22 protein-coding genes and 1 pseudogene are annotated in these 22,183 nt (G+C 56.0%); 13 read left to right on the forward strand and 10 right to left on the reverse strand.

Annotation, left to right across the window (positions count from 1 at the left end; genetic code table 11):
- Positions 1-59: 59 nt before the first annotated feature.
- The gene (locus tag MYS68_RS36690; protein ID WP_248930466.1) at positions 60-374 is read right to left on the reverse strand and encodes a hypothetical protein; all 315 of its coding nucleotides are present in this window, start codon (positions 372-374) and stop codon (positions 60-62) included.
- 123 nt (positions 375-497) lie between these two features.
- Here MYS68_RS36690 and MYS68_RS36695 point away from each other — a divergent pair, with 123 nt between their 5' ends.
- Positions 498-1,589, forward strand: a complete 1,092-nt coding sequence (locus MYS68_RS36695; RefSeq protein WP_248930467.1) for a C40 family peptidase — start codon at positions 498-500, stop codon at positions 1,587-1,589.
- Positions 1,590-1,613: 24 nt separating this feature from the next.
- Here the strand turns inward: MYS68_RS36695 and MYS68_RS36700 are convergent, their stop codons facing one another.
- Positions 1,614-2,669 (reverse strand): ThiF family adenylyltransferase, encoded by a 1,056-nt coding sequence (locus tag MYS68_RS36700; protein ID WP_420852188.1) that lies wholly within the window; start codon positions 2,667-2,669, stop codon positions 1,614-1,616.
- A gap of 20 nt (positions 2,670-2,689) precedes the next feature.
- Positions 2,690-3,412, reverse strand: a pseudogene (moaD, locus tag MYS68_RS38775) (molybdopterin converting factor subunit 1).
- A gap of 92 nt (positions 3,413-3,504) precedes the next feature.
- On the opposite strand from moaD, the gene MYS68_RS36715 reads away from it, so the two are divergent.
- The 7 genes from MYS68_RS36715 to ytvI all read left to right on the forward strand — a co-directional run bounded on the left by MYS68_RS36715 (position 3,505) and on the right by ytvI (position 11,518).
- Positions 3,505-3,960, forward strand: coding sequence for a hypothetical protein (locus MYS68_RS36715; protein WP_248930470.1), 456 nt, complete (start codon positions 3,505-3,507; stop codon positions 3,958-3,960).
- A 61-nt stretch (positions 3,961-4,021) separates the two neighbouring features.
- Positions 4,022-5,452, forward strand: a complete 1,431-nt coding sequence (locus tag MYS68_RS36720) for a bifunctional metallophosphatase/5'-nucleotidase (protein ID WP_248930471.1) — start codon at positions 4,022-4,024, stop codon at positions 5,450-5,452.
- A gap of 144 nt (positions 5,453-5,596) precedes the next feature.
- The gene (locus MYS68_RS36725; protein ID WP_248930472.1) at positions 5,597-6,409 is read left to right on the forward strand and encodes an undecaprenyl-diphosphate phosphatase; all 813 of its coding nucleotides are present in this window, start codon (positions 5,597-5,599) and stop codon (positions 6,407-6,409) included.
- Positions 6,410-6,575: 166 nt separating this feature from the next.
- Positions 6,576-7,679: an HD-GYP domain-containing protein gene (locus MYS68_RS36730; protein WP_248930473.1), complete on the forward strand. Its 1,104-nt coding sequence runs from the start codon at positions 6,576-6,578 to the stop codon at positions 7,677-7,679.
- A 139-nt stretch (positions 7,680-7,818) separates the two neighbouring features.
- Positions 7,819-8,955, forward strand: coding sequence for a radical SAM/CxCxxxxC motif protein YfkAB (gene yfkAB, locus MYS68_RS36735; RefSeq protein WP_248930474.1), 1,137 nt, complete (start codon positions 7,819-7,821; stop codon positions 8,953-8,955).
- A gap of 186 nt (positions 8,956-9,141) precedes the next feature.
- On the forward strand, positions 9,142-10,464 hold the full coding sequence (locus MYS68_RS36740) for a hemolysin family protein (protein WP_248931139.1): 1,323 nt from the start codon (positions 9,142-9,144) through the stop codon (positions 10,462-10,464).
- A gap of 10 nt (positions 10,465-10,474) precedes the next feature.
- Positions 10,475-11,518, forward strand: coding sequence for a sporulation integral membrane protein YtvI (ytvI, locus tag MYS68_RS36745; RefSeq protein WP_248930475.1), 1,044 nt, complete (start codon positions 10,475-10,477; stop codon positions 11,516-11,518).
- 159 nt (positions 11,519-11,677) lie between these two features.
- Here the strand turns inward: ytvI and MYS68_RS36750 are convergent, their stop codons facing one another.
- The 7 genes from MYS68_RS36750 to MYS68_RS36780 form a co-directional block, all read right to left on the reverse strand.
- A complete protein-coding gene (locus MYS68_RS36750) occupies positions 11,678-12,364 on the reverse strand; it encodes a C40 family peptidase (protein WP_248930476.1) in 687 nt (228 codons plus the stop codon).
- 224 nt (positions 12,365-12,588) lie between these two features.
- A complete protein-coding gene (locus MYS68_RS36755; RefSeq protein WP_248930477.1) occupies positions 12,589-13,266 on the reverse strand; it encodes a DUF6483 family protein in 678 nt (225 codons plus the stop codon).
- 147 nt (positions 13,267-13,413) lie between these two features.
- Complete coding sequence (locus MYS68_RS36760) at positions 13,414-14,271, reverse strand: amidohydrolase family protein (protein ID WP_248931140.1); 858 nt, start codon at positions 14,269-14,271, stop codon at positions 13,414-13,416.
- Between the two features lie 182 nt (positions 14,272-14,453).
- The gene (locus MYS68_RS36765) at positions 14,454-15,248 is read right to left on the reverse strand and encodes a carbohydrate ABC transporter permease (RefSeq protein ID WP_248930478.1); all 795 of its coding nucleotides are present in this window, start codon (positions 15,246-15,248) and stop codon (positions 14,454-14,456) included.
- A gap of 22 nt (positions 15,249-15,270) precedes the next feature.
- Positions 15,271-16,182, reverse strand: a complete 912-nt coding sequence (locus MYS68_RS36770; protein ID WP_248930479.1) for a carbohydrate ABC transporter permease — start codon at positions 16,180-16,182, stop codon at positions 15,271-15,273.
- 44 nt (positions 16,183-16,226) lie between these two features.
- Positions 16,227-17,567, reverse strand: coding sequence for an ABC transporter substrate-binding protein (locus MYS68_RS36775; protein WP_248930480.1), 1,341 nt, complete (start codon positions 17,565-17,567; stop codon positions 16,227-16,229).
- 56 nt (positions 17,568-17,623) lie between these two features.
- A complete protein-coding gene (locus MYS68_RS36780; RefSeq protein ID WP_248930481.1) occupies positions 17,624-19,492 on the reverse strand; it encodes an ADP-ribosylglycohydrolase family protein in 1,869 nt (622 codons plus the stop codon).
- Positions 19,493-19,690: 198 nt separating this feature from the next.
- On the opposite strand from MYS68_RS36780, the gene MYS68_RS36785 reads away from it, so the two are divergent.
- The 5 genes from MYS68_RS36785 (at position 19,691) to MYS68_RS36805 (ending at position 22,180) form a co-directional block, all read left to right on the forward strand.
- Complete coding sequence (locus tag MYS68_RS36785) at positions 19,691-20,584, forward strand: AraC family transcriptional regulator (protein ID WP_248930482.1); 894 nt, start codon at positions 19,691-19,693, stop codon at positions 20,582-20,584.
- A gap of 150 nt (positions 20,585-20,734) precedes the next feature.
- A complete protein-coding gene (locus tag MYS68_RS36790) occupies positions 20,735-21,004 on the forward strand; it encodes a hypothetical protein (RefSeq protein WP_248930483.1) in 270 nt (89 codons plus the stop codon).
- A 91-nt stretch (positions 21,005-21,095) separates the two neighbouring features.
- Positions 21,096-21,305: a spore coat associated protein CotJA gene (locus MYS68_RS36795; RefSeq protein ID WP_248930484.1), complete on the forward strand. Its 210-nt coding sequence runs from the start codon at positions 21,096-21,098 to the stop codon at positions 21,303-21,305.
- A gap of 17 nt (positions 21,306-21,322) precedes the next feature.
- Complete coding sequence (locus MYS68_RS36800; protein ID WP_248930485.1) at positions 21,323-21,586, forward strand: spore coat protein CotJB; 264 nt, start codon at positions 21,323-21,325, stop codon at positions 21,584-21,586.
- A 24-nt stretch (positions 21,587-21,610) separates the two neighbouring features.
- On the forward strand, positions 21,611-22,180 hold the full coding sequence (locus MYS68_RS36805) for a manganese catalase family protein (RefSeq protein WP_248930486.1): 570 nt from the start codon (positions 21,611-21,613) through the stop codon (positions 22,178-22,180).
- The last annotated feature ends 3 nt before the right edge of the window (positions 22,181-22,183 follow it).

Consider the following 22,183-nt stretch of genomic DNA (forward strand, 5'->3'; position numbering starts at 1 on the left):
AGGAATGTTTACGGTGCTGCGCGGAGAACGGAAATACCCCAATTTCTGAAGCGGATCGTCTAACGCTGGAGCACACCCAGCGTCGGATCGGCCATAAGCGGCACAAACAAGCTGATCAGCCAGACAAGCACGATAAAAAACGAAACGCCGGATGCGAGCAGACCGCCGAGGCCGAGACGGTACCGTTTGCGGGCAAGCAGGCTGAAGATGAGGGAGAGGACTCCGGCGACGAAGCCAAGCGGAAGCGTGATCAGCAGCGCGTTAAGGACGATGGCGATAATGCCCAGCACAAGGCCGGCCGTAGCCGCTGCGGAGGTTCTCGGTCTGCGGGAATGATAAGGATCGTGTATGCCGCTTGTGTCCAAATAGTCCATAAATGACCATCCTTTCAGGCTTTTATTACCAAAGCTTATTATACCACCCGCGGCGCATTCATGCATATTTCGGATAAGCTTTCCTCATGCTATGGGAAGACCTCTTCATAAAGGAGACTTCTTATGCATCCGAGAAGCCGCAAAATCATTATGTTCTCCACAGCTGTATCTTTAGCCCTGACCACCGCTTGTGCAGGTAAGCAAGGGGCGGTTCCGGCACCGCAGCAGACGCCGTCGCAGATGGAGCAGATCAAAATGCAGCAGGCGCCCTCGTCCGATTACCGCGCTTTGGATGCGCAGGACAAGGAGCTGCCGATCGTCACCATAGCGGGCGTCAAATACGTGTCCGCCCGGGATTTGGTCGATACGCTGCAGTACCAGTCCGATTGGGACGCCGCGACGAAGACGCTGGCCATAGGCGATAACGACGCCTCCTACGAACTCGTCGTGGATTCCACCAAGGCGCGCAAGGAAGATGCCGAAGTGGTGCTCGCGAATGCCCCTGTGCTGCAAGGGGATACGGCTTATTTGCCCGTCAGCGCGGTGGCCGATTTGTTCAAGGAAGACATGAGTTATGACATTTCAGACGATCGCATGATCGTGCATGCGACGAACGATCCGGTGGCGGAACGCATCGACGAGGATGGCGTCGCCCCGGCCGAGCTGGATTTTGCCGACGACCCGAACGATCCGTTTAAAGGCGGGGACGAAAATGCGGCGGAAGCGCCGGCGGCCGTGACGGACGTTCCCGAGGAGCTGCCGGTGACCACTCCGGTCTCCTGGCAGGACGAAGATGCGGTGCCCGTGATCAAAAACGTCGATATAAACGCGTTAGTGCGCAAAGGGCGCCAGTATATGGGGGTACAATACAAGTTCGGCACAGGGTCTTATGCGAAAACGGGGTATTTCGACTGCTCGACCTTTACCGGCTACGTCTTCGGCAAGTTCGGAATTAATTTGCCCCGTACCGCCCGGGCCCAGGCGCGTCAAGGCGTGTGGGTAAGCAGAAAAAGCCTCCGCAAGGGAGACTTGATGTTTTTCGCGGTGCCGGGCCGATTCAAATCGAACAAAATCGTCGGCCACGTCGGCATCTATATTGGGAACGGGCAAATGCTGCATGCGTCCCCTGCGCCGAAAAACGGCGTGCAAATTTCGAATATCAATAAAGCTTATTGGAAAAAGACGTTTCTGACTGCGAAAAGGGTGGCCTTTTAGCGTAAAGCCTTCAGAGTGAAAATGCTACATCCCGACGTAGCGGCTGTACAAGCTTTTGGCCGCGGTGATGTCGTCCGTACCCTGCACGATGCAGCGGCCGTCCGGGAACAGGACGAGCTTCATCTCATCGCTGACGTGAAACTTCAGCAAAAACGGATTGAGCTCCACCGTTCCGAGCGGCTTCAGCTTCTCGGCCCATTCCGCCAGCGGCAGCCGGACAGGTTGGACCGGGTGAATCTGCACGGAGTTGCGGCCGCACAGCGACTGGATCGTTTCCCCTTCGATCTCCGCGTCGAGGTAATCGTAGCGGTGCTCGCCGCAGGCCGGACAAGCCGGCTTGCGCGCGCCGCTCACATCGACGGCGGAAAATTGGTTGTACCACAGGTCCCAGTGCATCATTTTGCGGTTGAGATGGGCCTTGTCGCCGACCAGCAGCTTTAAAGCCTCCGCCGCCTGGTGCGAGGCGACGACATGGATGATCGCGCCGATAACGCCGGCGGTGTCGCACGTTTCCGTCGTGCCCTGGGCGGGCGCCTGGCCGAACATGCAGCGCAGGCACGGTGTCTCCCCCGGCACGACCGTCATCGACACGCCGCGGGAGCTGACCGCGCCGCCGTAAATCCACGGGATGCGGCGTTTCACGCTCACATCGTTGATCAAAAAGCGGACGGAGAAGTTGTCCGATCCGTCCAATATCAAGTCGACATCGCCGAGCAGCTGCTCGGCGTTTGTCGCGTTCACGTCCTGCACGATCGGCTCGATCGTGACCGCGGAATTCGCCTGCCGCAGCCGCTCGGCCGCGGCGATCGCCTTGGGCGCCGCGGCGGCGGCATCGGCTTCGTCGTACAGCATCTGCCGCTGCAGATTGCTCGCCTCGACGAAGTCGCGGTCGATCAGGCGCACGAAGCCGACTCCGGCACGGACCATATGGTTCGCGAGCACGGTGCCGAGCGCGCCCATGCCCACGATCGCGACGCGCGAGCGGGCCAGAGCGTCCTGGCCTTTTTCCCCGATCGGGGCGAACAAAATTTGCCGGGAATATCTGTCGGCGGCAGCCGGTTTGGTTTCCATCCTCTCCATATGCGAACGGCTCCTTCTGTTTAGTTGTCGATGGCCGGAGCGGTAGGGTTCCACGGACCGAGCTGGTGCCCCTTCCATTCCGAGCCGTCCTCCCAAATTTCTTTTTTCCAGATCGGCACGATCTGCTTCAGTCGTTCGATCGCGTAGCGGCTCGCTTCGTAGCATTCGGCGCGGTGCGGGGAGGAAACGGCGATCACGACGCTGATTTCGGCGATATCGACCTTGCCGAGCCGATGGCTGATCGCGCACAGCGTTCCCGGCCACCGCTCGGCGATTTCCCGGCCGATCTGCTCCATCGTCTTCAGCGCCATCGGCTCGTACGCCTCGTATTCGAGATGCACGGTGCGCTTGCCATGGGTGAACTCCCGCGTCGTGCCGGTAAAGCTCAGCGCCGCCCCATGTTCCGGCCGGATCACTTTGGCCGTCGTTTGCTCGACGGAAAGCGGGGCGTAGGTCAGCTCGTACATCGTTTCACCGGCTGTCGTCATCTCCGCTCACCCCCCGGATACGGGCGGGATCAGAGCGATCTCGTCCCGCTCGCGTATAAGCCTGTCGCCGGCGGCATATTCATGGTTTACCGCGGCGAACGCCTGCCGGACCGCTTCCGCGGCATCCGGATAACGCTCGGCGATCAGCTGCTTCAATTGCTCTATCGTCATATCGGGGGCCGGCAGCTCGAGCGTGAGCAGACGGCTGCCGATCGTTTCGGCAAGCCCCGCAAAAAGGTGGATTTGAACGTTCACTTGGCGTCCCCCTTGCTTTTCTTTTAAGCATACCATATTTTTAAACGGTAATGGTATAATAGGCATATGTTTGCAGGGGAGGAAGACGACCGGTGAATATTCATATAGGGGATGAAAAAATCGGCGGCGGCGTTTATTCCGTCGAGGAGCTGAAGACGCAGGCGCCGCAGCATATCGAGCTTTCGCAGCGGGTGCCGGGAACTTATGGCAGGGCGTTCGACGTCGCTTCGTGGTACGAAGCCCGGAAGAAGCAGGCGGACGCCGCCGCAGACCTGCGGCCGACGCATATGAAGGTGGAGGCGGCCGACGAATTTCAGGCGTGCATTCCTTGGGGGCAGCTCGGGAGCGCGGCTTTTTTATATGAACAGGATGGGGCGCCGCTTAAGAAAGGCTTTCCGATCCGGCTGTATGTGCCGGATGGGAGCAGCGAATGCCTGAATGTGAAAAGCGTGGTTCACGTTTGGTTTTTATATGACGAATCGCTTGGCGAAGAGGCGACCTACGGGTTTAAAAATACGTTCAGTCCCGAGCAGCTGAGGAAAAAGTAAATGGTTACAGGGAAGAGGCTTCCCGCCGCAGTTAAAAGGAGAAAAGGAAGGAGGGGAGCTCATGAGCGATCTGCGGAAGCTGGTTATCCTCCATACGAACGATATTCACAGCCATTTCGAGCAGATGCCGAAAATCGCCTCGTTCATCGATCGGCGCAGAGAAGCGGAAGGAAGCGACCGGCTACTCGTGCTGGATATCGGCGACCATATGGACCGGATGCGGATGGAGACGGAAGGGACGGAAGGCGCCGTCAATGTGGCGGTTTTGAACGAAACCGGCTATGACGCGGTGACGCTCGGCAACAACGAGGGGCTCACCTTTTCGAGCGAAGTGCTGGCGGAAACTTACGCCGGAGCGCGGTTCGCGGCGGTTTGCGGCAATTTGCCGCTGGCCGGGACGGGGGAGCTGCCTTCATGGCTGGCACCCTGCCGGATAGTGGAGAAATCCGGCATCCGCATCGGATTGATCGGCGTGACCGCCTATTTCACCGAATATTACCGGCTGCTCGGCTGGGACATTCGCGAGCCTTTCGCCACAGTCGCGGAGCTTGCCCGCGAGCTGCGCCCGCAGGTGGATGTGCTCATTGTGATGTCCCACCTCGGGCTGAAAAACGACGAGCGGATGGCGGAGCAGATCGAAGGGATCGACATCATCTTGGGCGGTCATACGCACCATCTGCTGGAAACCCCGCGGCTCGTCCGCCGCACGTACATCGGCGCCGCCGGCAAATACGGCCGTTACGTCGGCGTGATGGAGCTCGAGTTCGACATGGAGCTCCGCCGCATCTCCGCTTTGTCCGGCTGCTGCCGGGATATCGCGGACTACCCTCCGGCGCCGCGGATTGTATCGCTCATCGAAGCTTACGGCGAAGCCGCGATGCGGAAGCTGAGCCGCAGCGTCGCCACGCTGCAGGAGCCGCTCGGAATTGACTGGCATGGCGAATCCGCGCTCGGCAACTTGCTGGCGGCAGGCATCCGCGCATGGGTCGGCGCCGAAATCGGCCTCGTGAACGCCGGGCAGCTGCTCGGAGGGCTGGACGCCGGCAGCGTCAGCGAAGCCGAGCTGCTGCGGATTTGTCCGTCGCCGATCAATACGTGCCGCATGCGGCTGCGCGGGGACTTGATCCTGCAGTCGCTCGAGGAATCGCTTGTGCCGGAGTACCAGGATAAGCAGCTGCTTGGCTTCGGATTCCGCGGCAAAATCCTCGGTACGCTGTGCGTCGACGGCATGCGGATCGAATATGACCCGCAAGCGCCGGATTACCGCAAAATCCGCTCCGTCACGGTCGGAAGCGGGCTGCTCGAGCGGGACCGCGAATACGATGTCGCCACGATCGATATGTTTACCTTCGGCGTCGGGTACTTGTCGCTCCGTGAAGGAAAGGACATCCGCTTTTTCCTGCCGTATTTCCTTCGCGACGTGCTGGAGCGCGAACTGCAGGACCCGGAAGCGATCGCGTCCAGCCGTGTGGCCAGATGGCACCGGGTGTAGCATCTGCGGGCGCTGCGGTACGCCTCGGCCGGTGCGCCCTGTCCGATGCGGCTCCTCCCGGGCGGCAGGTTGTTTCCGCTCCTCCGGCGTGATACATTAAGAAAGGCTGGCGATCAAGCCTATATTTTTATATTGGAGGCAGTTATGTACAGTTTATGGGACGCACTCATTATCGGCATCGTGGAAGGACTAACGGAATTTTTGCCGGTGTCCTCGACCGGACACATGATTTTGACGCAGTCGCTCCTTGGCATTCCGGAATCGGACGAAATGATGAAGACGTTCGAAGTGGTCATTCAGCTCGGCGCGATTCTCGCCGTCGTGCTGATCTACTGGAAGCGGATATTCCGCTTGTTCGGCCTGGCGGGGCGCGAAGAGCAGCGGGGACCGAAGCTCAACCTGCTGCACATCGCGATTGCGATCGTGCCGGCATTGGGTCTTGCTTTTATCGGCCGGCATTTCATTAAAGATTATTTGTTCTCGCCGACGACGGTGCTGATCGGTCTTGTGCTCGGCGGCGTCTTCCTCATTATCGGGGAGAGGCAGCAGCCGAAAGTGACCGCAACCGACATGGATCAGCTCACCTACAAGCAGACGCTGTTTATAGGCATCGCGCAATGCTTGTCGCTATGGCCGGGTTTCTCCCGTTCCGGGGCGACGATTGCCGGCGGCATGCTGGCAGGGGCAAGCCGCGGAGCGGCGGCCGACTTTACGTTTCTGATTGCGATTCCCGTCATGGTCGCGGCGACCGGTTACGAGCTGTTGGACAGCTACAAAGTGCTGCTGTCGGGGTCTATGGCGTTTTTCGCGGTGGGCTTCGTCGTATCCTTTATCGTGGCGCTGCTGGCGGTCGTCACCTTCATTAAGCTGGTATCAAGGCTGTCCCTGACGTATTTCGCCTATTATCGGTTTGCGGCTGCGGTGCTTTATGCCATCTGGTTATTTTCGGGCAAATAGAAGCATATTGACTGCACTTTCCAAATATCCCGGTTTACGGCTCGTATCGGCCGTGCACCGGGTTTTTTTCTCGGAAATTGTCGAATGTGGATTGCTCTTTTTTTCATTATCTTATACAGTATAAGAAATAGCACCAATTTACGGGAAAGAAGATGTGGTTTCGACTATGCGGTTAATGCCGATCGGCACAGTACGGCCCGGCATGCGGCTGGGCAAGCGGATTTACAACGAGGATGGCTTAACTTTGCTCGGCGAGCGCGTGGAGCTCACCGAAAGTCTGATCCAGCGGCTGGCTGAACACGGCATCGACTTCATATATATCGACGATCCCCGGACGGATGACATTATGGTTCAGGAGCTTCTGTCGGACGAGACGCGCATTCGCGCAACGGCGGAAATCCGGAATGCGTTCCGCAAGATGATGGACGACTCCGTCAGGCGAAAATGGGTAAGCAATTACCATCTCGGGAAAAATTTCCGCGATGTGCTGTCCATGATCATCGACGATCTGAGCAGCCATAAAGATGCAATGATCATGCTGGGCAACATTCAGGTCATGGACGACTATTTGTATCAGCATTCGCTGAATGTGTGCATTTATACGACGATGCTGGCGATGTCGCACGGATATTCCCGCGAGGAGCTGATGACGATCGGCCTCGGTTCGCTGCTGCACGATATCGGCAAGACGCAAATTCCGACCGATGTGCTGAAGAAACAAGGCAAGCTGACCCGCGAGGAATACGAGATCATCAAACGACATGCCGAGTACGGCTTTCGCTTCCTGAAGGACGAGCCGAACATTCCGCTGCTGGCGGCCCACTGCGCGCTGCAGCATCACGAGCGGCTTGACGGCTCCGGTTATCCGCGGGGCCTCAAAGGGTCGGACATTCACGAATACGCCCGCTGGATCGGAATCGCCGACTCGTATGACGCAATGACGACGCACCGGGTGTACCGCAGCGCCATGCTGCCGCACCAGGCGCTGGAAGTTTTGTTTACCGGCACGGGGACGCTGTATGAAAAGCAGAAAGTCGAGATATTCCGCGACAAAATCGCCATTTATCCGATCGGTGTGAGCGTGCGTATCAACACCGGCGAGTCCGGTGTGGTGGTCGATTTGAACGCGTCGATGCCGATGCGTCCGATCGTGCGCATTTTGCAGGATGCGGACGGTCAGGATGTGGCCGAACCGTATGAAATCGATTTATCGAAAAAGCTTCACCTGATCATAACCGATGTGAACGATATAAATCCGAATTCGCTCTAAATACATAATAGGGAAAAGGCAGCCCGGTCCGGATGACCGGGTTTTGTCGTACTGCCGGGCCTGCGGCGATAAAGGTTTCCTTTTCCGCTGTCCTGGGCTAAAATGAAGAAATAAAAAATTCATGCATAATCGGATGTGAATGGACAATATGATCAAACAAACAGCCAATTCTCCTTTGCGGCCGCTTTCTCCCGAATACGATCCGTGGGATCCGATCCGTTCGCTGGACGCATACGGCAAACACGTGATTACAAGCGTGGAACTGACGGTTACGAACTTGTGCAATATGCGCTGCGAGCACTGCGCGGTCGGCGACTCGCTTACGCTGGCCGATGCGCCGAGAATTCCGCTGGCCGACATTTTGCGGCGGCTCGACGAATTGGAGCAGCTTGAGACGATCAGCATTACCGGCGGTGAGCCTTCCTATCATGAGAAAACGGTAAGGGACTACATCGTTCCCATTTTAAAATATGCCCGCGAACGCGGCGTCCGGTCGCAAATCAATTCCAACATTACCCTGGATCTGTCCAGGTATGAGATGATGGCGCCTTACCTCGACGTGATGCATATTTCGTTTAACTATTTAAACGCCGACGACTTCCACGAGGTCGGCTTTGTCCGGTCGGACCGGCCTGTCGGCAGGGAAACGGCGGTCAAGCTGTACGAGCGGATGGTGGAAAATGCGATCGCGCTCAGTAAAGGCGGCATGTTCGTATCCGCCGAGTCGATGATCAACTACCGCACGCACGAGAAGCTTCCCGGCATTCACCGGCTGATCGCGGAGATGGGCTGCAGGCGGCATGAGGTGCATCCGATGTACCCGAGCGCCTTTGCGGCGAATCTCCCGCTTCTCACGCTGGAGCAAATCCGCACGGCGATTCATCGGCTACTGGACAGCCGCAAGCAGGACCTGTGGATGCTGCTGGGCACGCTGCCGTTTTACGCCTGCAGTCCGGATGAGGAAGACCGGAAGCTGCTGGAGCGGCTGCGCCGGGAACCGAACGTGACGGTCCGCAACGATCCGGACGGGCGCAACCGCCTGAACGTCAACACCTTTACGGGTGACGTATATGTCACCGACTTCTCCGACGTGCCGGCGCTCGGCAACATTCACCGGGATGCGCTGCAGGACGTGTTCCGGCGCTGGACCGAGCATCCGCTGAACCGCGCGGTGGGCTGCCACTGCCCGGCCGTCCGCTGCTGCGGCCCGAATTTGCTCGTCGTCGACTCGTATTACCGCGACGTCGATTTTACCCGGCGCAAGGCGATTGTATAGGACATCCCGCCGGAAAAACGTCATTTTTTGCGATTCGGATGCTTAGGATGGCGGGTTTCGGTAAAAGCTGATAATGGGTTCGTTTCCCATGAGCCTCGCATTCAACGTGGGAACGGGCTGTTATGTAGCGAAGGAGATGTCACGGTGCAAACCCCAGCTTTCGAACTCGATCAAATCATCTATAATATGCTGCTCGTGCTGTTTCTGGTGCTGCTTAACGGTTTCTTCGTCGCGGCGGAATTCGCGCTGGTCAAGGTGCGCATCAGTCGGCTGCAGCAGCTGCAAAACGAAGGAAACACCCGCGCCAAATACGCGCTGGCGGTGACGAAAAAGCTTGACGCCTACTTGTCGGCCACGCAGCTCGGGATTACGCTCGCCTCGCTCGGGCTCGGCTGGGTCGGTGAGCCGGCGGTCGCCCATCTGATCGTGGATCCCACACTGGCGCTGTTCCATATGGAAAATGCGGTGTTCAGCAAGCCGCTGTCGTTCGGCGTTTCGTTCGCCGTGATCACGTTCCTGCATATCGTGCTGGGAGAGCTGGCCCCGAAATCGCTGGCGATCCAAAAGTCGGAGCAAACCTCGCTGTGGCTCGCGGCGCCGCTGCTGTTTTTTTACAAGGTGTTTCGCCCGGCGATCTGGCTGCTCAACGGCGCGGCGAATCGTGTCCTGCGCTGGCTCGGCATCGCCATGGCCTCGGAGAAGGAAGCGGCTCACACCGAAGAAGAGATTCGCCTGCTGATGGATGAGAGCGCCCGAAGCGGCATCATCGATAAAGACGAGATGGCGCTGTTCGACAACGTCTTCGAGTTTTCCGACCGGCTGGCGCGCGAGGTCATGCTTCCCCGGACCGACATGGACTGCCTCTTTATCGAATGGAACTGGGAAGACAATATGGAGCTGGTGTACAAGACGAAGCACACGCGTTATCCCGTCGCCCTGAGCGACAAGGACAACATCGTCGGCTTCGTCCATATTACCGACCTGCTGACCGCCGACCCGGATGAACCTCACGAGCTCAAAGATTTTTTACGGCCGATTTTGACGGTTCCCGAATCGATGGAAGTAAGCAAGGTGTTGAAGCTGATGCAAAAGCGCCATTCCCAGCTCGCCATCGTCATCGATGAGTACGGCGGCACCGCGGGACTTTTGACAACGGAGGAAATATTGGAGGAGATCGTCGGGGAGCTTCATGACGAATTTGACGAAGACGAACGCCCGCCGATCGAGGTGAACGGCGACATCACCACGGTCGACGGACGCATGCTCCTGGAAGATATCAACGACCTGATGCACCTGGATCTGGAGGATGACGAGGTGGACTCGATCGGGGGCTGGCTTTTCACGAAACTGGAGGGCACGCCGGCCAAAGGGAAGAAGGCCGCACACGGGTCCTACATATTTGAAGTGGCGGAAGTGAAACGTTTGCGGATTTTGCGCGTATCCATTTATCGTAAGGATTTGCAGCATACTGCCGAGAAGCTGGAGGAAAGCTCTCCGAAAGTGAGGTGATTCATCCGCTATGTCGCTTCGCACCATCGCCTTTTTGGCGCTTGGGATCGTTTTTTTGTACGGCCTCTTTACCGTCGGCGCTCCTTTTCTGCTTGCCTTGCTTACGGCTCTTTTTCTCGAAGGGCTGATCGCTCTGCTGATGAAATATTTGAAGCTGAAACGGGTGACGGCTGCGGCGTTCGTATGCACGTTTTTTACGACGGTGGCGCTGGGGCTGATCTACATGATCGGCTTCAAAATCGTCTCGGAGACGATCGAATTTTGGAAAAGGGCGCCCGCATATCTGAACAATGCCAATGCCTATGTAGAGGACGCCACGGAGCGCACGATGATTCTGTACCGCTCTCTTCCTCCGGATGTGGCCGACCAAGTGCAGGGCTGGATCGAAACGGGCATCAAGGCTTTGACGGATAATCTGAATCACATCGTCACTTCGATTTCCGGTTATTTTCTGAACGTGGCGAAAACGATTCCGAGCTTGTTCGTCTTTATGATCGTTTATTTGATCGCCCTTTACCTGATCTGCTTCAGCCTGCCGAGAATGTACGAGTCTTTCCTGAATTTGTTTGAAAAAGGCTCCCGCACGAAGATCGTTACGGTGATGACCGACTTGCGGCGGGCGCTGATCGGTTTCCTGTTCGCGCAGCTGATTCTCAGCATGCTGACGTATGTTGTCTCTTTGGCCGGACTGCTCGTGCTGCGGGTCGATTACCCGCTGGCAATCGCGCTGCTGATCGTAGCGGTCGACATCCTGCCCGTGCTCGGGACGAGCGCCGTTCTCATTCCGTGGGCGGCGTACAGCTTCATAGTCGGCAATACGCACCTCGGCATCGGACTGCTCGTGCTGCTGCTCGTCATCATGATTTTCCGCCGCCTCATCGAGCCGAAAATCATCAGCGATACCGTGGGCATCAACGCGCTTGCCGCGCTCGTAAGCATGTATCTCGGCTTCAGCCTCTTCGGCGCGATCGGCCTTATTATGGGCCCTGTCGCCGTCATCATCTATCAGGCTTTGCGGCGGGAACGGATATTGGAGTTTAATATTAAGGTGTAACGGTACATAGAAAAACAGGCCGAGGAGCATGTCCGAATCCGGACGTTTCCCGGCCTGTTTTTTTGTGCTGCTGTAGATTAAGCCCAACCCGGCAAACATGGAACGTTCCTTTGCAGCCGGCCTAAGCATGATCCGGGACAAATATCCGGAGACGGAATATCAATATATCCGTCTGGCCCCCAAATACTTCGGCGTCCAATAGCTGTTGTTCACCATGCTCTGCACGTACACGCCGGCCGAACGCAGCGGCGAAATAAACTGGCCGTTGCCCAAATAGATTCCTACATGGTCAACGGTCCCCGGTGTGCTTACGGCAAAAAAGACCAAATCTCCCGGCTGCAGCCTGCTTTGGCTGATTGCCGTGCCTTGCCCATAAAGCTCGGCGGACGTCGTCCGGCTCATGGAGACTCCGTGCGAGGTGAACATGTAGTAGACGAAGCCGGAGCAATCAAACCCGGTCGATGGGCTGGACCCGCCCCATCGGTACGGGATTTTTAAGTAATTTGTGCTGTCCTGGACGATGCTCTTTTTGACAAGCGCGTGCGCGACAGCTGTCTGCGTGGCTGCATCCGTGGTGCCGGTTGCCGAGAGGCTGTATGCTTTTTGAAAATCGGTCACCGCTTGAGCAGTTATCGTTCCATAGTAACCGGTTATCGTGGGGTATGTAAAGTAACCTAATGTTTTTAAATTGCTTTGCAGATTGGATACTTGCGAGTTAGACGACCCGATCTTGAGCGTCGTGTAGACCGTTTCCGCGTGTGCGGTCTCGGCAGTTTGCGGCGCCAGCACGGAAGATAAGAGAAGCGCGGAACACAACATCGTTATTGCAAGCGTTTTCTTCGGCATGGATGATCTCCTTTTAAGTGGATTCTGGCTGCTACTGCAAATATATCCGAATCTATCAAACTTTTCATTGTATAAATTATGTAAGCAGGTTTTTATCGCAGAAACAGCGGGATTCTCAAAATTCAAAACCTCCAAACCATTCACTGGTGGTTCGGAGGTTTTGAAAGTTAAAGCATATGAAGCGGAGGAGAAAACGTGTCCGAAATTCTGCCAAGGCTCCGCCCTCACACTTGCCCGTTCTTTTGTATCAATTGCAGCAGCTGCTCGCGCAGCTCGCCGATTTCTTTCTCCGTCAGTCCGCTGGCTTCCTGTTCCGCCGCCTCCAATTCGGACCAGCTGTCAACCATCCGCAGCGCTTCCTCCAGCAGCCCGGCTCGGTCCGGTTCGTCCTCAAGCGCAAAAAACAGCATGTTCTCCGCCTTCGCCAGCTGCCCGCGCTCCGAGTAATAATGCATCAGCGGCACCGTGACACGAGGCGGCAACTGCGGCTCGCGTACCTGCAGCAGCAGTCCGGCGATCCGCTCCTCCGCATCCGGCGCGAACGGCTCCGCTTCGGGAAGCCGTCTTAACTCCAGCAGCAGCTCTAGCGCCTTCAGCCGACAGTCATGGCCGGCCGCTTCCTCACCTTGTTCAAGCAGCACCTCTCCTTCCGCCTTCAGCATATCGGCGAGCAGCAGCGCCTTGCCCGCATCGACATGGCCCTGCGTCGACAGCAGCCCCAGCAGGTCTTTGGCCGACAAGGCGCGGACCAGCTTGGAGTTCAGGCCAAGCAGCTGCTTCATCGCTTGCGCGAGCAGCTCCAGGGCTTCGGCAAACCGCTGGTTGCGCCTCTGAAAAATAACCTTCCCCAGCACGACGCTGAACTGCTCGATCATGCGCAGCAAATAATCTCTTTGATACATCGGATATCCCTCCCCCTGTGTGGTTGTCTCGTGGTAACTCTACCTACTACTTTATATTCAAAACAAACAACCTGCAAATTCGCCTCTAAGGCGGATTCGCAGGTTGTTTGGTACCCGCTCAGAGGCAGGGACGAAATCGTCTACGGTCTACACGGACGCGGGCTCGTTCCCGGCTGCTTCGAGCCCGTAAAAGCGGATTGCGTTCCCGCCGAACAAGGCGTTCAACTGCTGCGGTGTCAAGCCGGCGGGCAGGGCGGCCAGCAGCGCTTCGACAACTTCACCATAGCTGCAAGTCGTCAGGCACACCGGCCAGTCGCTGCCGAACAAGATCCGCTCCGGGCCGAACGCCTCGATCACGTGATGCACGTAAGGCCGCAGATGCTCCGGCCTCCACGCCGCTTGATCGGCCTCCGTCACGAGGCCGGAAAGCTTGCACATGACGTTCTGGTATGCGGCAAGCTCGCTCGTTTGCGATTTCCAGGGTTCCAGCACGCCTTCGGCGATAAATGGCTTGGCGGCGTGATCGACGACTGCGGTCAACGTCGGGATGGCGCGCATCACTTCCAGGATATAGGGAAGAAGCCTTGGCCTGAGCTGCAAATCGATCGGAAACCGCTCGTCCGCAATCAGCCGCAAATGGCGCATCACGGCCGGGCGCAGCAGCCACGGATCGGGCAAATCCTGGATCATCGGCCGGAAGCCGACGAATCCCGGGTGGCGGCGGAACTTCCGGTAATGTTCGGGAAAATCCGGCGAATCCAGGTCCAGCCAGCCGACAACGCCGGCTATGCTGTCATATTGCTCATATAACGACAGCATAAATTCCGTCTCCTCCATCGTAGGTGCCGCCTGAACGACAACGGTCCGTTCAAAGCCGTATCGTTGCAGCTGTTTCTCCAACTGCTCGGGCATATAATCGGCGTACAAGATTCCCGTATCCGGGGTCAGCCACCCATAATCCCCGCGTTCCGGTTTCCAATAATGCTGGTGGGCGTCGATGCGCATCACGTGCTGCAACCTCCTAAGTTTTCTATTTGCCGCCTCTAGAGTTTAGTGACGAGACTGCTCAATCCGTTGACCCAGCAGAAATGTCGCGGGCTGCGCGGCACCGATTCTGCGATGCCTCCATAAACTATGTCGTAATACGAATCATAGCTTACGGTTCTCATGGTTGGACCCCTCACCGGTTATTTTACGGATCCCGACGTCATGCCGTCTTCGAAATATTTTTGCAAACATAAATACAGTACAACGACCGGAATACTGATCAGGACAAGCGCCGCGAAAATTTTGCCCGTATCCGACGAATAAGTGTCCGTAAAAAACTGCGGCGCCTGCGTGATCGTCTGCATCGATTCCTTGCGCATAAAGACCAGCGCCAAAAAATATTCGTTCCACGAATTGAGAAATCCCCAAATGACGACCACGACCGACATCGGCTTGCACAGCGGAACGAGAATGAACAGCAGCGCCTTGAACGAACCGCAGCCGTCGATCCGTGCGGCATCCAGCAGCTGGTTCGGCAGATCGTCCATAAAATTTTTGGAAAGCAGCAGCGTAAAAGGCAGCGTAAACGCGCAAATCGGTCCGATTAACGAGAAATAATAGTTAAACAGACCGAGGCTTTTCACAATTACAAACAGCGGTACGATCAAGGCGACCGAAGGGATCATGAGACCCGTCAAAATGAGATTGAGCAGCACCCCCTTGGCCGGCAGCTCCAGCTTGGAAAAAGCGTAAGCCGCCAGCAGCGTAATGCAAAAGACGAGTACGATCGTGCAGGCAGAGATAATCAGGCTGTTCAAAAAAAAACGCGGAATCATAGGATGCGTCAGTACCGCGGCATAATTGGCCAGTCCTTCCCCCTGCAGTGAAACCGCAATCATGATGGCCAGCGGAGCGGCGAACAGGGCGGCCAGCGCAGTGAGCAGCAGTTGGGCGAGCGCCGTAGTCTTCGCCTTCGATTTGGATTGAGTCAGCATAGGATCCTCCCGGATATTTTCGTTACGAGCTGCGGTATGCGCGCAATTGTACGGCGGTCAGCAGCAGGGCGATGACGAGCAAAATGACGGCCATCGCCGACGAATAGCCCGCGTTGTACTCCAGAATCGCCTTTTTGTAAATGTAGGTGGACAAAAGCTCCGTCGACCGGCCGGGACCGCCGCCCGTCGTCAGGAACACGTAATCGAACTGCTTGAGCGAGCCGATGACGCCGAGAATGATCAAGGAAAAATGCGTCGACCGCAGCAGCGGAAAGGTGATGCCGATGATCGTGCGGACCGGACCCGCTCCGTCGATTTTGGCCGCCTCGTACAGCTCCTTGTCGATTAACGTCAAGGCCGCGTAATACATCACAAAGCTGAAGCCGGTCCAGGCCCATATATTGATGACGATGATGGCGTAGAGCGCAATATCCGGATCGGCAAGCCAGGACGGCGCCAGCGCGCCCAGCCCTGCGGCTTCGAGCGCGCGGTTCAGACTGCCGTCATTGGCATCGTAAATATGCCGGAAGACGTAGGATACGACGGAATGGGACAAGACGACCGGCAGGAAAAACACGATTTTATATAAAGTTTTCAGCAAGACATTCGTCTTCAGCAGCAGCGCAATCAGCAGCCCGAGAACCATCTGGACGCCGATCGTCAGCACCATGTAGACAAGCGTATTGCGGATCGCCTGGTAAAAGATCGGGTCGGCGAACAGCTGCGCAAAATTGCCGAGCCCGATAAACGTTTTATCCTCGCTGAAGCCATTCCATTTGTACAGACTCGTCTTGAACGTATCGAATAAGGAATAAAAAATAAACACGCCCAGAAATAAAAAAATCGGTCCTATATACAACGTATTCAACCATCGGTGCAGCTTCTGGTTCATAGGTGTCGTTCCTCCTTGCAGCATGCCGGCGTTTCGGGCCAAGGCCCGCCCCCCTTGCGGCGGACCCCGGCGGAAAACCCGGATTGTTAGCGGCTAACTTTGTCCGCGGCCGCCTGCACGGTCTTCATCCCTTCCTCGGGCGACGTTTTGCCTGTCGCGATCATTTGCAGCGCGTCGCCCAGCGCCGTTTTGATCTCCGGATAAATCAGCTCTCTGCGGCCGATGCTGTTCTCCAAATCTTTCATCTGTTGCTTTATATTGTCCTTCTGTCTATCGGTCAGCACGTCGGAGTCTTCGATGTCGACTCCTTTGATCGCCGGAATCATCAAATATTTGGCATTGATCTTTTGCCCGTCGGCCGATTCCAGCCATTGCATGAACTTCCATGCCGCGTCTTTCTTCTTGCTGTTTTTGTTAATCGCCAGCGCAACGTCGGGGCCGCCGAACAGCCGGCCGGGTTTGCCGTCCCCGTTCATATCGGGGAACGGCGCCGCAATAAATTCATAATCGACGGTCACACCGTATTTTTGCCGGTGCGTCTGCAAAATCGTCTTGGTCATCCGGTTGTCGTTCCACGTGCCGAGCAGCGTCATAGCCGCTTCGCCTTTGTTGAACTTGTCGTACGCATCCGGATAAAAGCCGATTCCGAGTGCGCCCTTTTGCATGATGCCGTTTTCAAACATTTCTTTCCAGACGGTTGCGGCTTTAACCAGGCCGGCTTCGGTCCATTTGGCCTTGCCTTCCTCTGCGGCATAAATTTTGCCGGGATCGAATTCGTTGGCGAGCGCGATGAACATGTCGAGGTTTTGCCAGGCATCCTTGCCGCCCTGAATGTACGGCGTCACTCCTCTGGTCTGCAGCGCCTTGCTCACTTCAATCCATTCCGCATACGTGGACGGAGGCTTCAGTCCTTCCTTTTCCATAATCGTGTTGTTGTAGAACAAATAGCCGGCCGCCGAAACGAACCATGGCAGCGCGGGCGTTTTGTCGCCGGATATCAGCTGCTTCAAGCCGAGATCGAAAAACCGGTTTTTCCAATTCTCGCCCCATTCTTTCTTCGCGTAAGGAGTCAAGTCTTCCGTAAATTCCGCGTATTCCTTGATCATCCCCCCGGCCTGCAAGCCGAACAGATCGACCTCATCGCCGGAAATCATCGCCAGCTTTAGCGTTTTGACATAGTCCGTAAATTCGTAACGCTTGTAATTGACCTTGATGTCGGATTGCGAGGCGTTAAAGGCATCCACATACGTTTTGGCCTTATTCTCGTCCGGGTTCCACGACCACCAATTGATCGTGACCGGCCCCGCATTCTTGGCCGACGACTTGTCCGCAGCGGTACCCGGCTCGGCCGGGCCGCCGCCGCAGCCCGACAGCAGCGCAGAAGCGGCCAAAGTCAACGCAGCCACCACACCGATTGATTTGAACATATTTGAATCGCTCCCCTTTTTTAGTGTCAAAAAGTTTAAGTTTTCATTTACAAAATTTAAGTAAACAACACATCGGTATAAAAATAATAAGGTCCCGGCGTTTTCGTCATTTTCATGGAAACGGGCAGCACGTACAGCTCGAGAGGGGCGTCGCCCTTCACTGCTTCGATCTCCAGCCGGTGCTCGCCGTCCGGCAGTTTGAATTCTGCCAGCTTGTCGGGAACGGCCCGGTGGAAGGCGGGCATGAATTCCGTCTCCCGCTCGTCCTGGATCAATAATTTCCCGTTCAAATACGCTTTGACCGGGCCGGCCGTCGCCACGATCAGCCGGATTTGCCGGCTGTCGGGGCTGCACAGTGTAGTCGCCGCACGGTAGATGCCGGACTCGGAGGTTTGCAGCGCGCCGGCGAAGTCGATCCGGTTGCCCGGCATGACCGCCTCCCGCCAATCGCTGTCCGAAGGTCCGCGCAATTGCCAATGCGTCGCGCTGACCAGATGGAGAGGAACCGACTCCGCGTTCCAGAAATGGCCGTCATGATGGCGTTCGATTTCGAGCTGCAGCGCATAATAGGGCTTGATTTCCCTATCCGAGAAGACCTGCAGCGTCCATGACGCCTCCTGACCCGGCTTCAGCTCAAGCTTCTCGGCCGCTGGGCCGCGCCAGCCGGCCGGCACCGACAGCCGCAGCAACCCTTCCCATGCTTCGGCGGAACGGTTGATCAACGTGACTGCGATAGGCTTGCTCTGTCCTCTGCCGATCGCCGGCCCCTCGTCGCCGTAATCGACGATCAGCTCGACTCCCATGTTGCTGCGCGTCCCCTTCGGCAGCAAGTAACGGTTCGAGCGGAAACTGAGCTTCCACAGCCAACGCGGATCGTAAAATTCGGCCAGCTCCGATTGCAGCTCCGGCGACGTTTTCTCCTGTCCGAACGTGATTGGAATGTTCCAGACGGCAGCTACTTCCTTGCCGATTTTGAGCGTTCGTGCGGTCAGCTCGTCGAGCGTCTCCGGAATCGCGAAGCCTTTGATCGGCGCATTCACTGCGATTCGGTCGCCGACCGGCTTCAGCCAGCGCTCCGGCAGCTTCTCAGGCCCCAGAATGATGCCGAGAATCGCGCCCAGCGTCGCCGCCGTACAGTCGGTGTCGTAGCCACAATTGACCGCTTTCAGAATCGCGTCGCCGAAATCTTCGCCGTACAGCCAGCCGAGCAGCGTAAATGCAATATTTTGCGGTGCGTCCGTAAAATTCGGATGCCCGTGATGCTCCAGAACGAGCCCCCTGGCCTCGGTCCATGTCTTTCCTTCCCGATGCCATTCGAGCAGCGCGCGCACCGCTTGGGCCGTCCGGCATTCCTCCGGGATATAGGTCAGCCCGATCTGAATGAGCCGGTCGCGGTCCGTCTCGAAAAATGCAGCGCTTTCAATCGCCGCAAAAAACATTTCGCCATAAACACCCTCGCCTCCGGCATGGTCGACAATCGCATCCTGATACGCGTAATATGCCGCGACGCCGGGACAGCCCGGAGCGATCATCGCCCAAATTTCCGAGCGGATCGGTGCTCCCATGCAATCGGCGAACGGATTGTTGAACCAGCCGGCCACCGGCGGGACCAGCCCTCTGCGCAAATTCGCCAGACCGTAGCCATACTCGTCGAACGGGAAAAACACATGTTCCATCCATTCCTGTCCCAGCTCGGTCGCGGTCAGCCGGGCTCCGTACTGCTCCAGCGCGTGCAGCCAGACGATTTGCAGATCCAGGTCGTCGTTCGGCAGCGGCCCGTCCGACAGCTGTGGATAATACGACAGATTGAGCAGTTCCTTTCGCCCTTCGACCGGATACCCCAGCGTACCGCCGATATTTTTGCCCAGCCAGCCTCCGTAAATTTTGCGATAATACTCGGTTTCGTTCAATTTACTGACTCCCATTGTTCAGCCTCCATGATGACATATTTTTGAAGCTCAACAAACAATGTACCAGCCGGGAAAGGTCGTGAACATCGATAATCTTAAGATTATTAAGCGATTTATCCCAAACTTGTCAAGGGTCGGGAGACCGCTTGGTAAAACAAATCTGACTGTGCTACGATATAAATAATTTTCGACACGAACGAATAGGGTGATCAGATGAAATATTACGCAGCTTCGCGCCTTTCCGTCTTTGACGTCAAATGGACCAAGCAGTATCATGTCGGCGAATCCTTCTATACGTATCATTACAACCCTTATTATCAGCTGATTATGGTCACGGAAGGACCGGTTTATTGGCAGGTGGAGAACGAAAAGTTCATACTGGAGGCGGGGGAAACGTTCTTGCTCAATCCGTGGGAGCGTCATATGGGCTGGAGAAGGCCGGAGGGCGTGTCCGCGTTTTTCTGGGTGCAATTTTCGTCGAACCCGCCGTTCAAGGAACTCGACACCTCGACAAAACCGATCAGCGAGTACGAAATATTACATGCCGAAAAAAACGAATTGCGCACCAAAACGACGAGCGACGCCGACCAACTGCTCATTCCGCGCCGGTTCAAGCCGAACCAACGGTTCAAACTGCTCAATTTATTCGAAAATCTGGACAACGAAATGAAGCATCCCGTCGGCTATTTCCGCTTTCGTCTCACCCAGCATTTGTGCAAAATCATCGAGATCATCTCAACCGACCTGCTGGAGCAAAACTTCAGAACAATGACGCTGCCGGGTTCCTATAATATTTACAGGCAGCTGCTTAATTTTTTGCACGACTTTTACCAGACCGATCTGACCAAAGAAGTAATCGAAAACAAAATGAACCGCAGCTACGAGTACGTCAGCCAAGTATTCAAAAAGCATTCCGGAATGAACATCGTCCATTACATCCATCAACTGCGCGTCCAAAGGGCCAAGCATCTGCTCGAGGAAAGCCAGCTGTCGATCCAGGAAATCGCCCGCGAGATCGGCATCGACGACGCCTTTTATTTCAGTAAACTATTCAAGCAAATCGAAGGTGTACCGCCCTCCAAATACCGGGAAATGCATCGCAGCTAATGCTCAAAGCTTTCAAGCTTGGCTTTTCGGCGTGACCCGCCTCGATTATGCAAAAATCGCCTGAAGGTCTTGCGGGGAGACTCGGGATGTTAGCACATCATCGGACTCGCACATATACTGATATTATAAGAACCTTGGGAAGTGATTCCGATGAAAATCAGTTTCCGAACAACCATCCGGGTTAATTTGAAAAAGGTTTTGGCGGGCTGTGTTGTCAACGTACCGGAGCAGGAGCTTTTGCAGGAAATCAAGGAAATCGTCGGCTTTTGGTCGGAACAAAGGCTTTATGATAATGATTGGCCGGTTGTAAACGAGGCGGGAGCAATCCGCGAGCATTTGCTGGAAAACGGTCTGATCAGTGAGGAAAACTCCAATGAGGCTGTCGAAGATATGCTGTATGTACAAGGGCTCACCGATTAGGTGAGCTTTTGTTTTATCCAAACGCCACACATAATGGACATCCTTTCCATCTATACATATTGGTAGATCGTTTTACGAAGGAGGATCGTCCGTGATCAGCAATGAAAAGGTGTACCACCCGTTCGTCGGTCCTTTTGACCCTTGTCCGCCGATTATCGTCAAGACGTACAGCACCCCGCCTCAGTTATTTATTCAATTTCAGCCGCCGAATCTGCCGCAATTTTCGCCCCAGGAGGCTTTGATGCGGGGAACGCTTTGGCCCGCCTTGTATAGTCATTATGAACCGAATCCGTTCAAGTAGAAAGGGGGAAATAAGCCGTGTCCAATCCGTTGTCGGAACATTATTACCAACTGCTGCAGGAGCTTCAGGCCGTCGATTTTGTACTCGTCGAGCTCACGCTTTACCTGGATACGCATCCTTGGGACGAACAGGCCATCGCGCAGTTCAATCAGATGTCGCAGCAGCGCCACAAGCTGGCCTTTCAGTTCGAGCAGGAATACGGGCCGCTCATGCAGTTCGGTCACAGTTACTCCAGAAGCCCGTGGCAGTGGGTGGAGACACCCTGGCCGTGGCAAGTATAAACGTAAAGGAGTGAGCAGGCCCTTATGTGGATTTATGAAAAAAAGCTGCAATACCCGGTCAGGGTCAGCAAATGCGATCCGCGCATGGCAAAGCTGCTGCTGGAACAATACGGCGGTGCGGACGGCGAGCTTGCGGCGGCGCTGCGTTATTTGAACCAGCGCTATTCGATACCAGATAAAGTCATCGGGCTGTTGACGGATATAGGGACGGAGGAATTTGCGCACCTTGAGATGATCGCGACCATGGTTTACAAGCTTACGAAGGATGCCACCCCGGAACAGCTCAGAGCCGCCGGACTCGACGATCATTACGCCAACCATGACAAGGCTTTGTTTTATCAAAACGCTTCGGGAGTGCCGTGGACGGCCACCTACATACAGGCGAAAGGGGATCCGATCGCCGATCTGTACGAAGACATAGCCGCTGAGGAGAAAGCACGCGCCACGTATCAATGGCTGATCGATTTGACGGACGACGTCGACTTACAGGACGGCCTTAAGTTTTTGCGGGAGCGGGAAGTGGTTCATTCGATGAGGTTCCGCGAAGCGGTGGAGATTTTGAAGGCGGGGCAGGGAGTGAAGACGGTTTTTTAGGGG

Origin of the sequence: Paenibacillus hamazuiensis, from assembly GCF_023276405.1 — a bacterium.
Lineage (GTDB): Bacteria > Bacillota > Bacilli > Paenibacillales > NBRC-103111 > Paenibacillus_AF > Paenibacillus_AF hamazuiensis.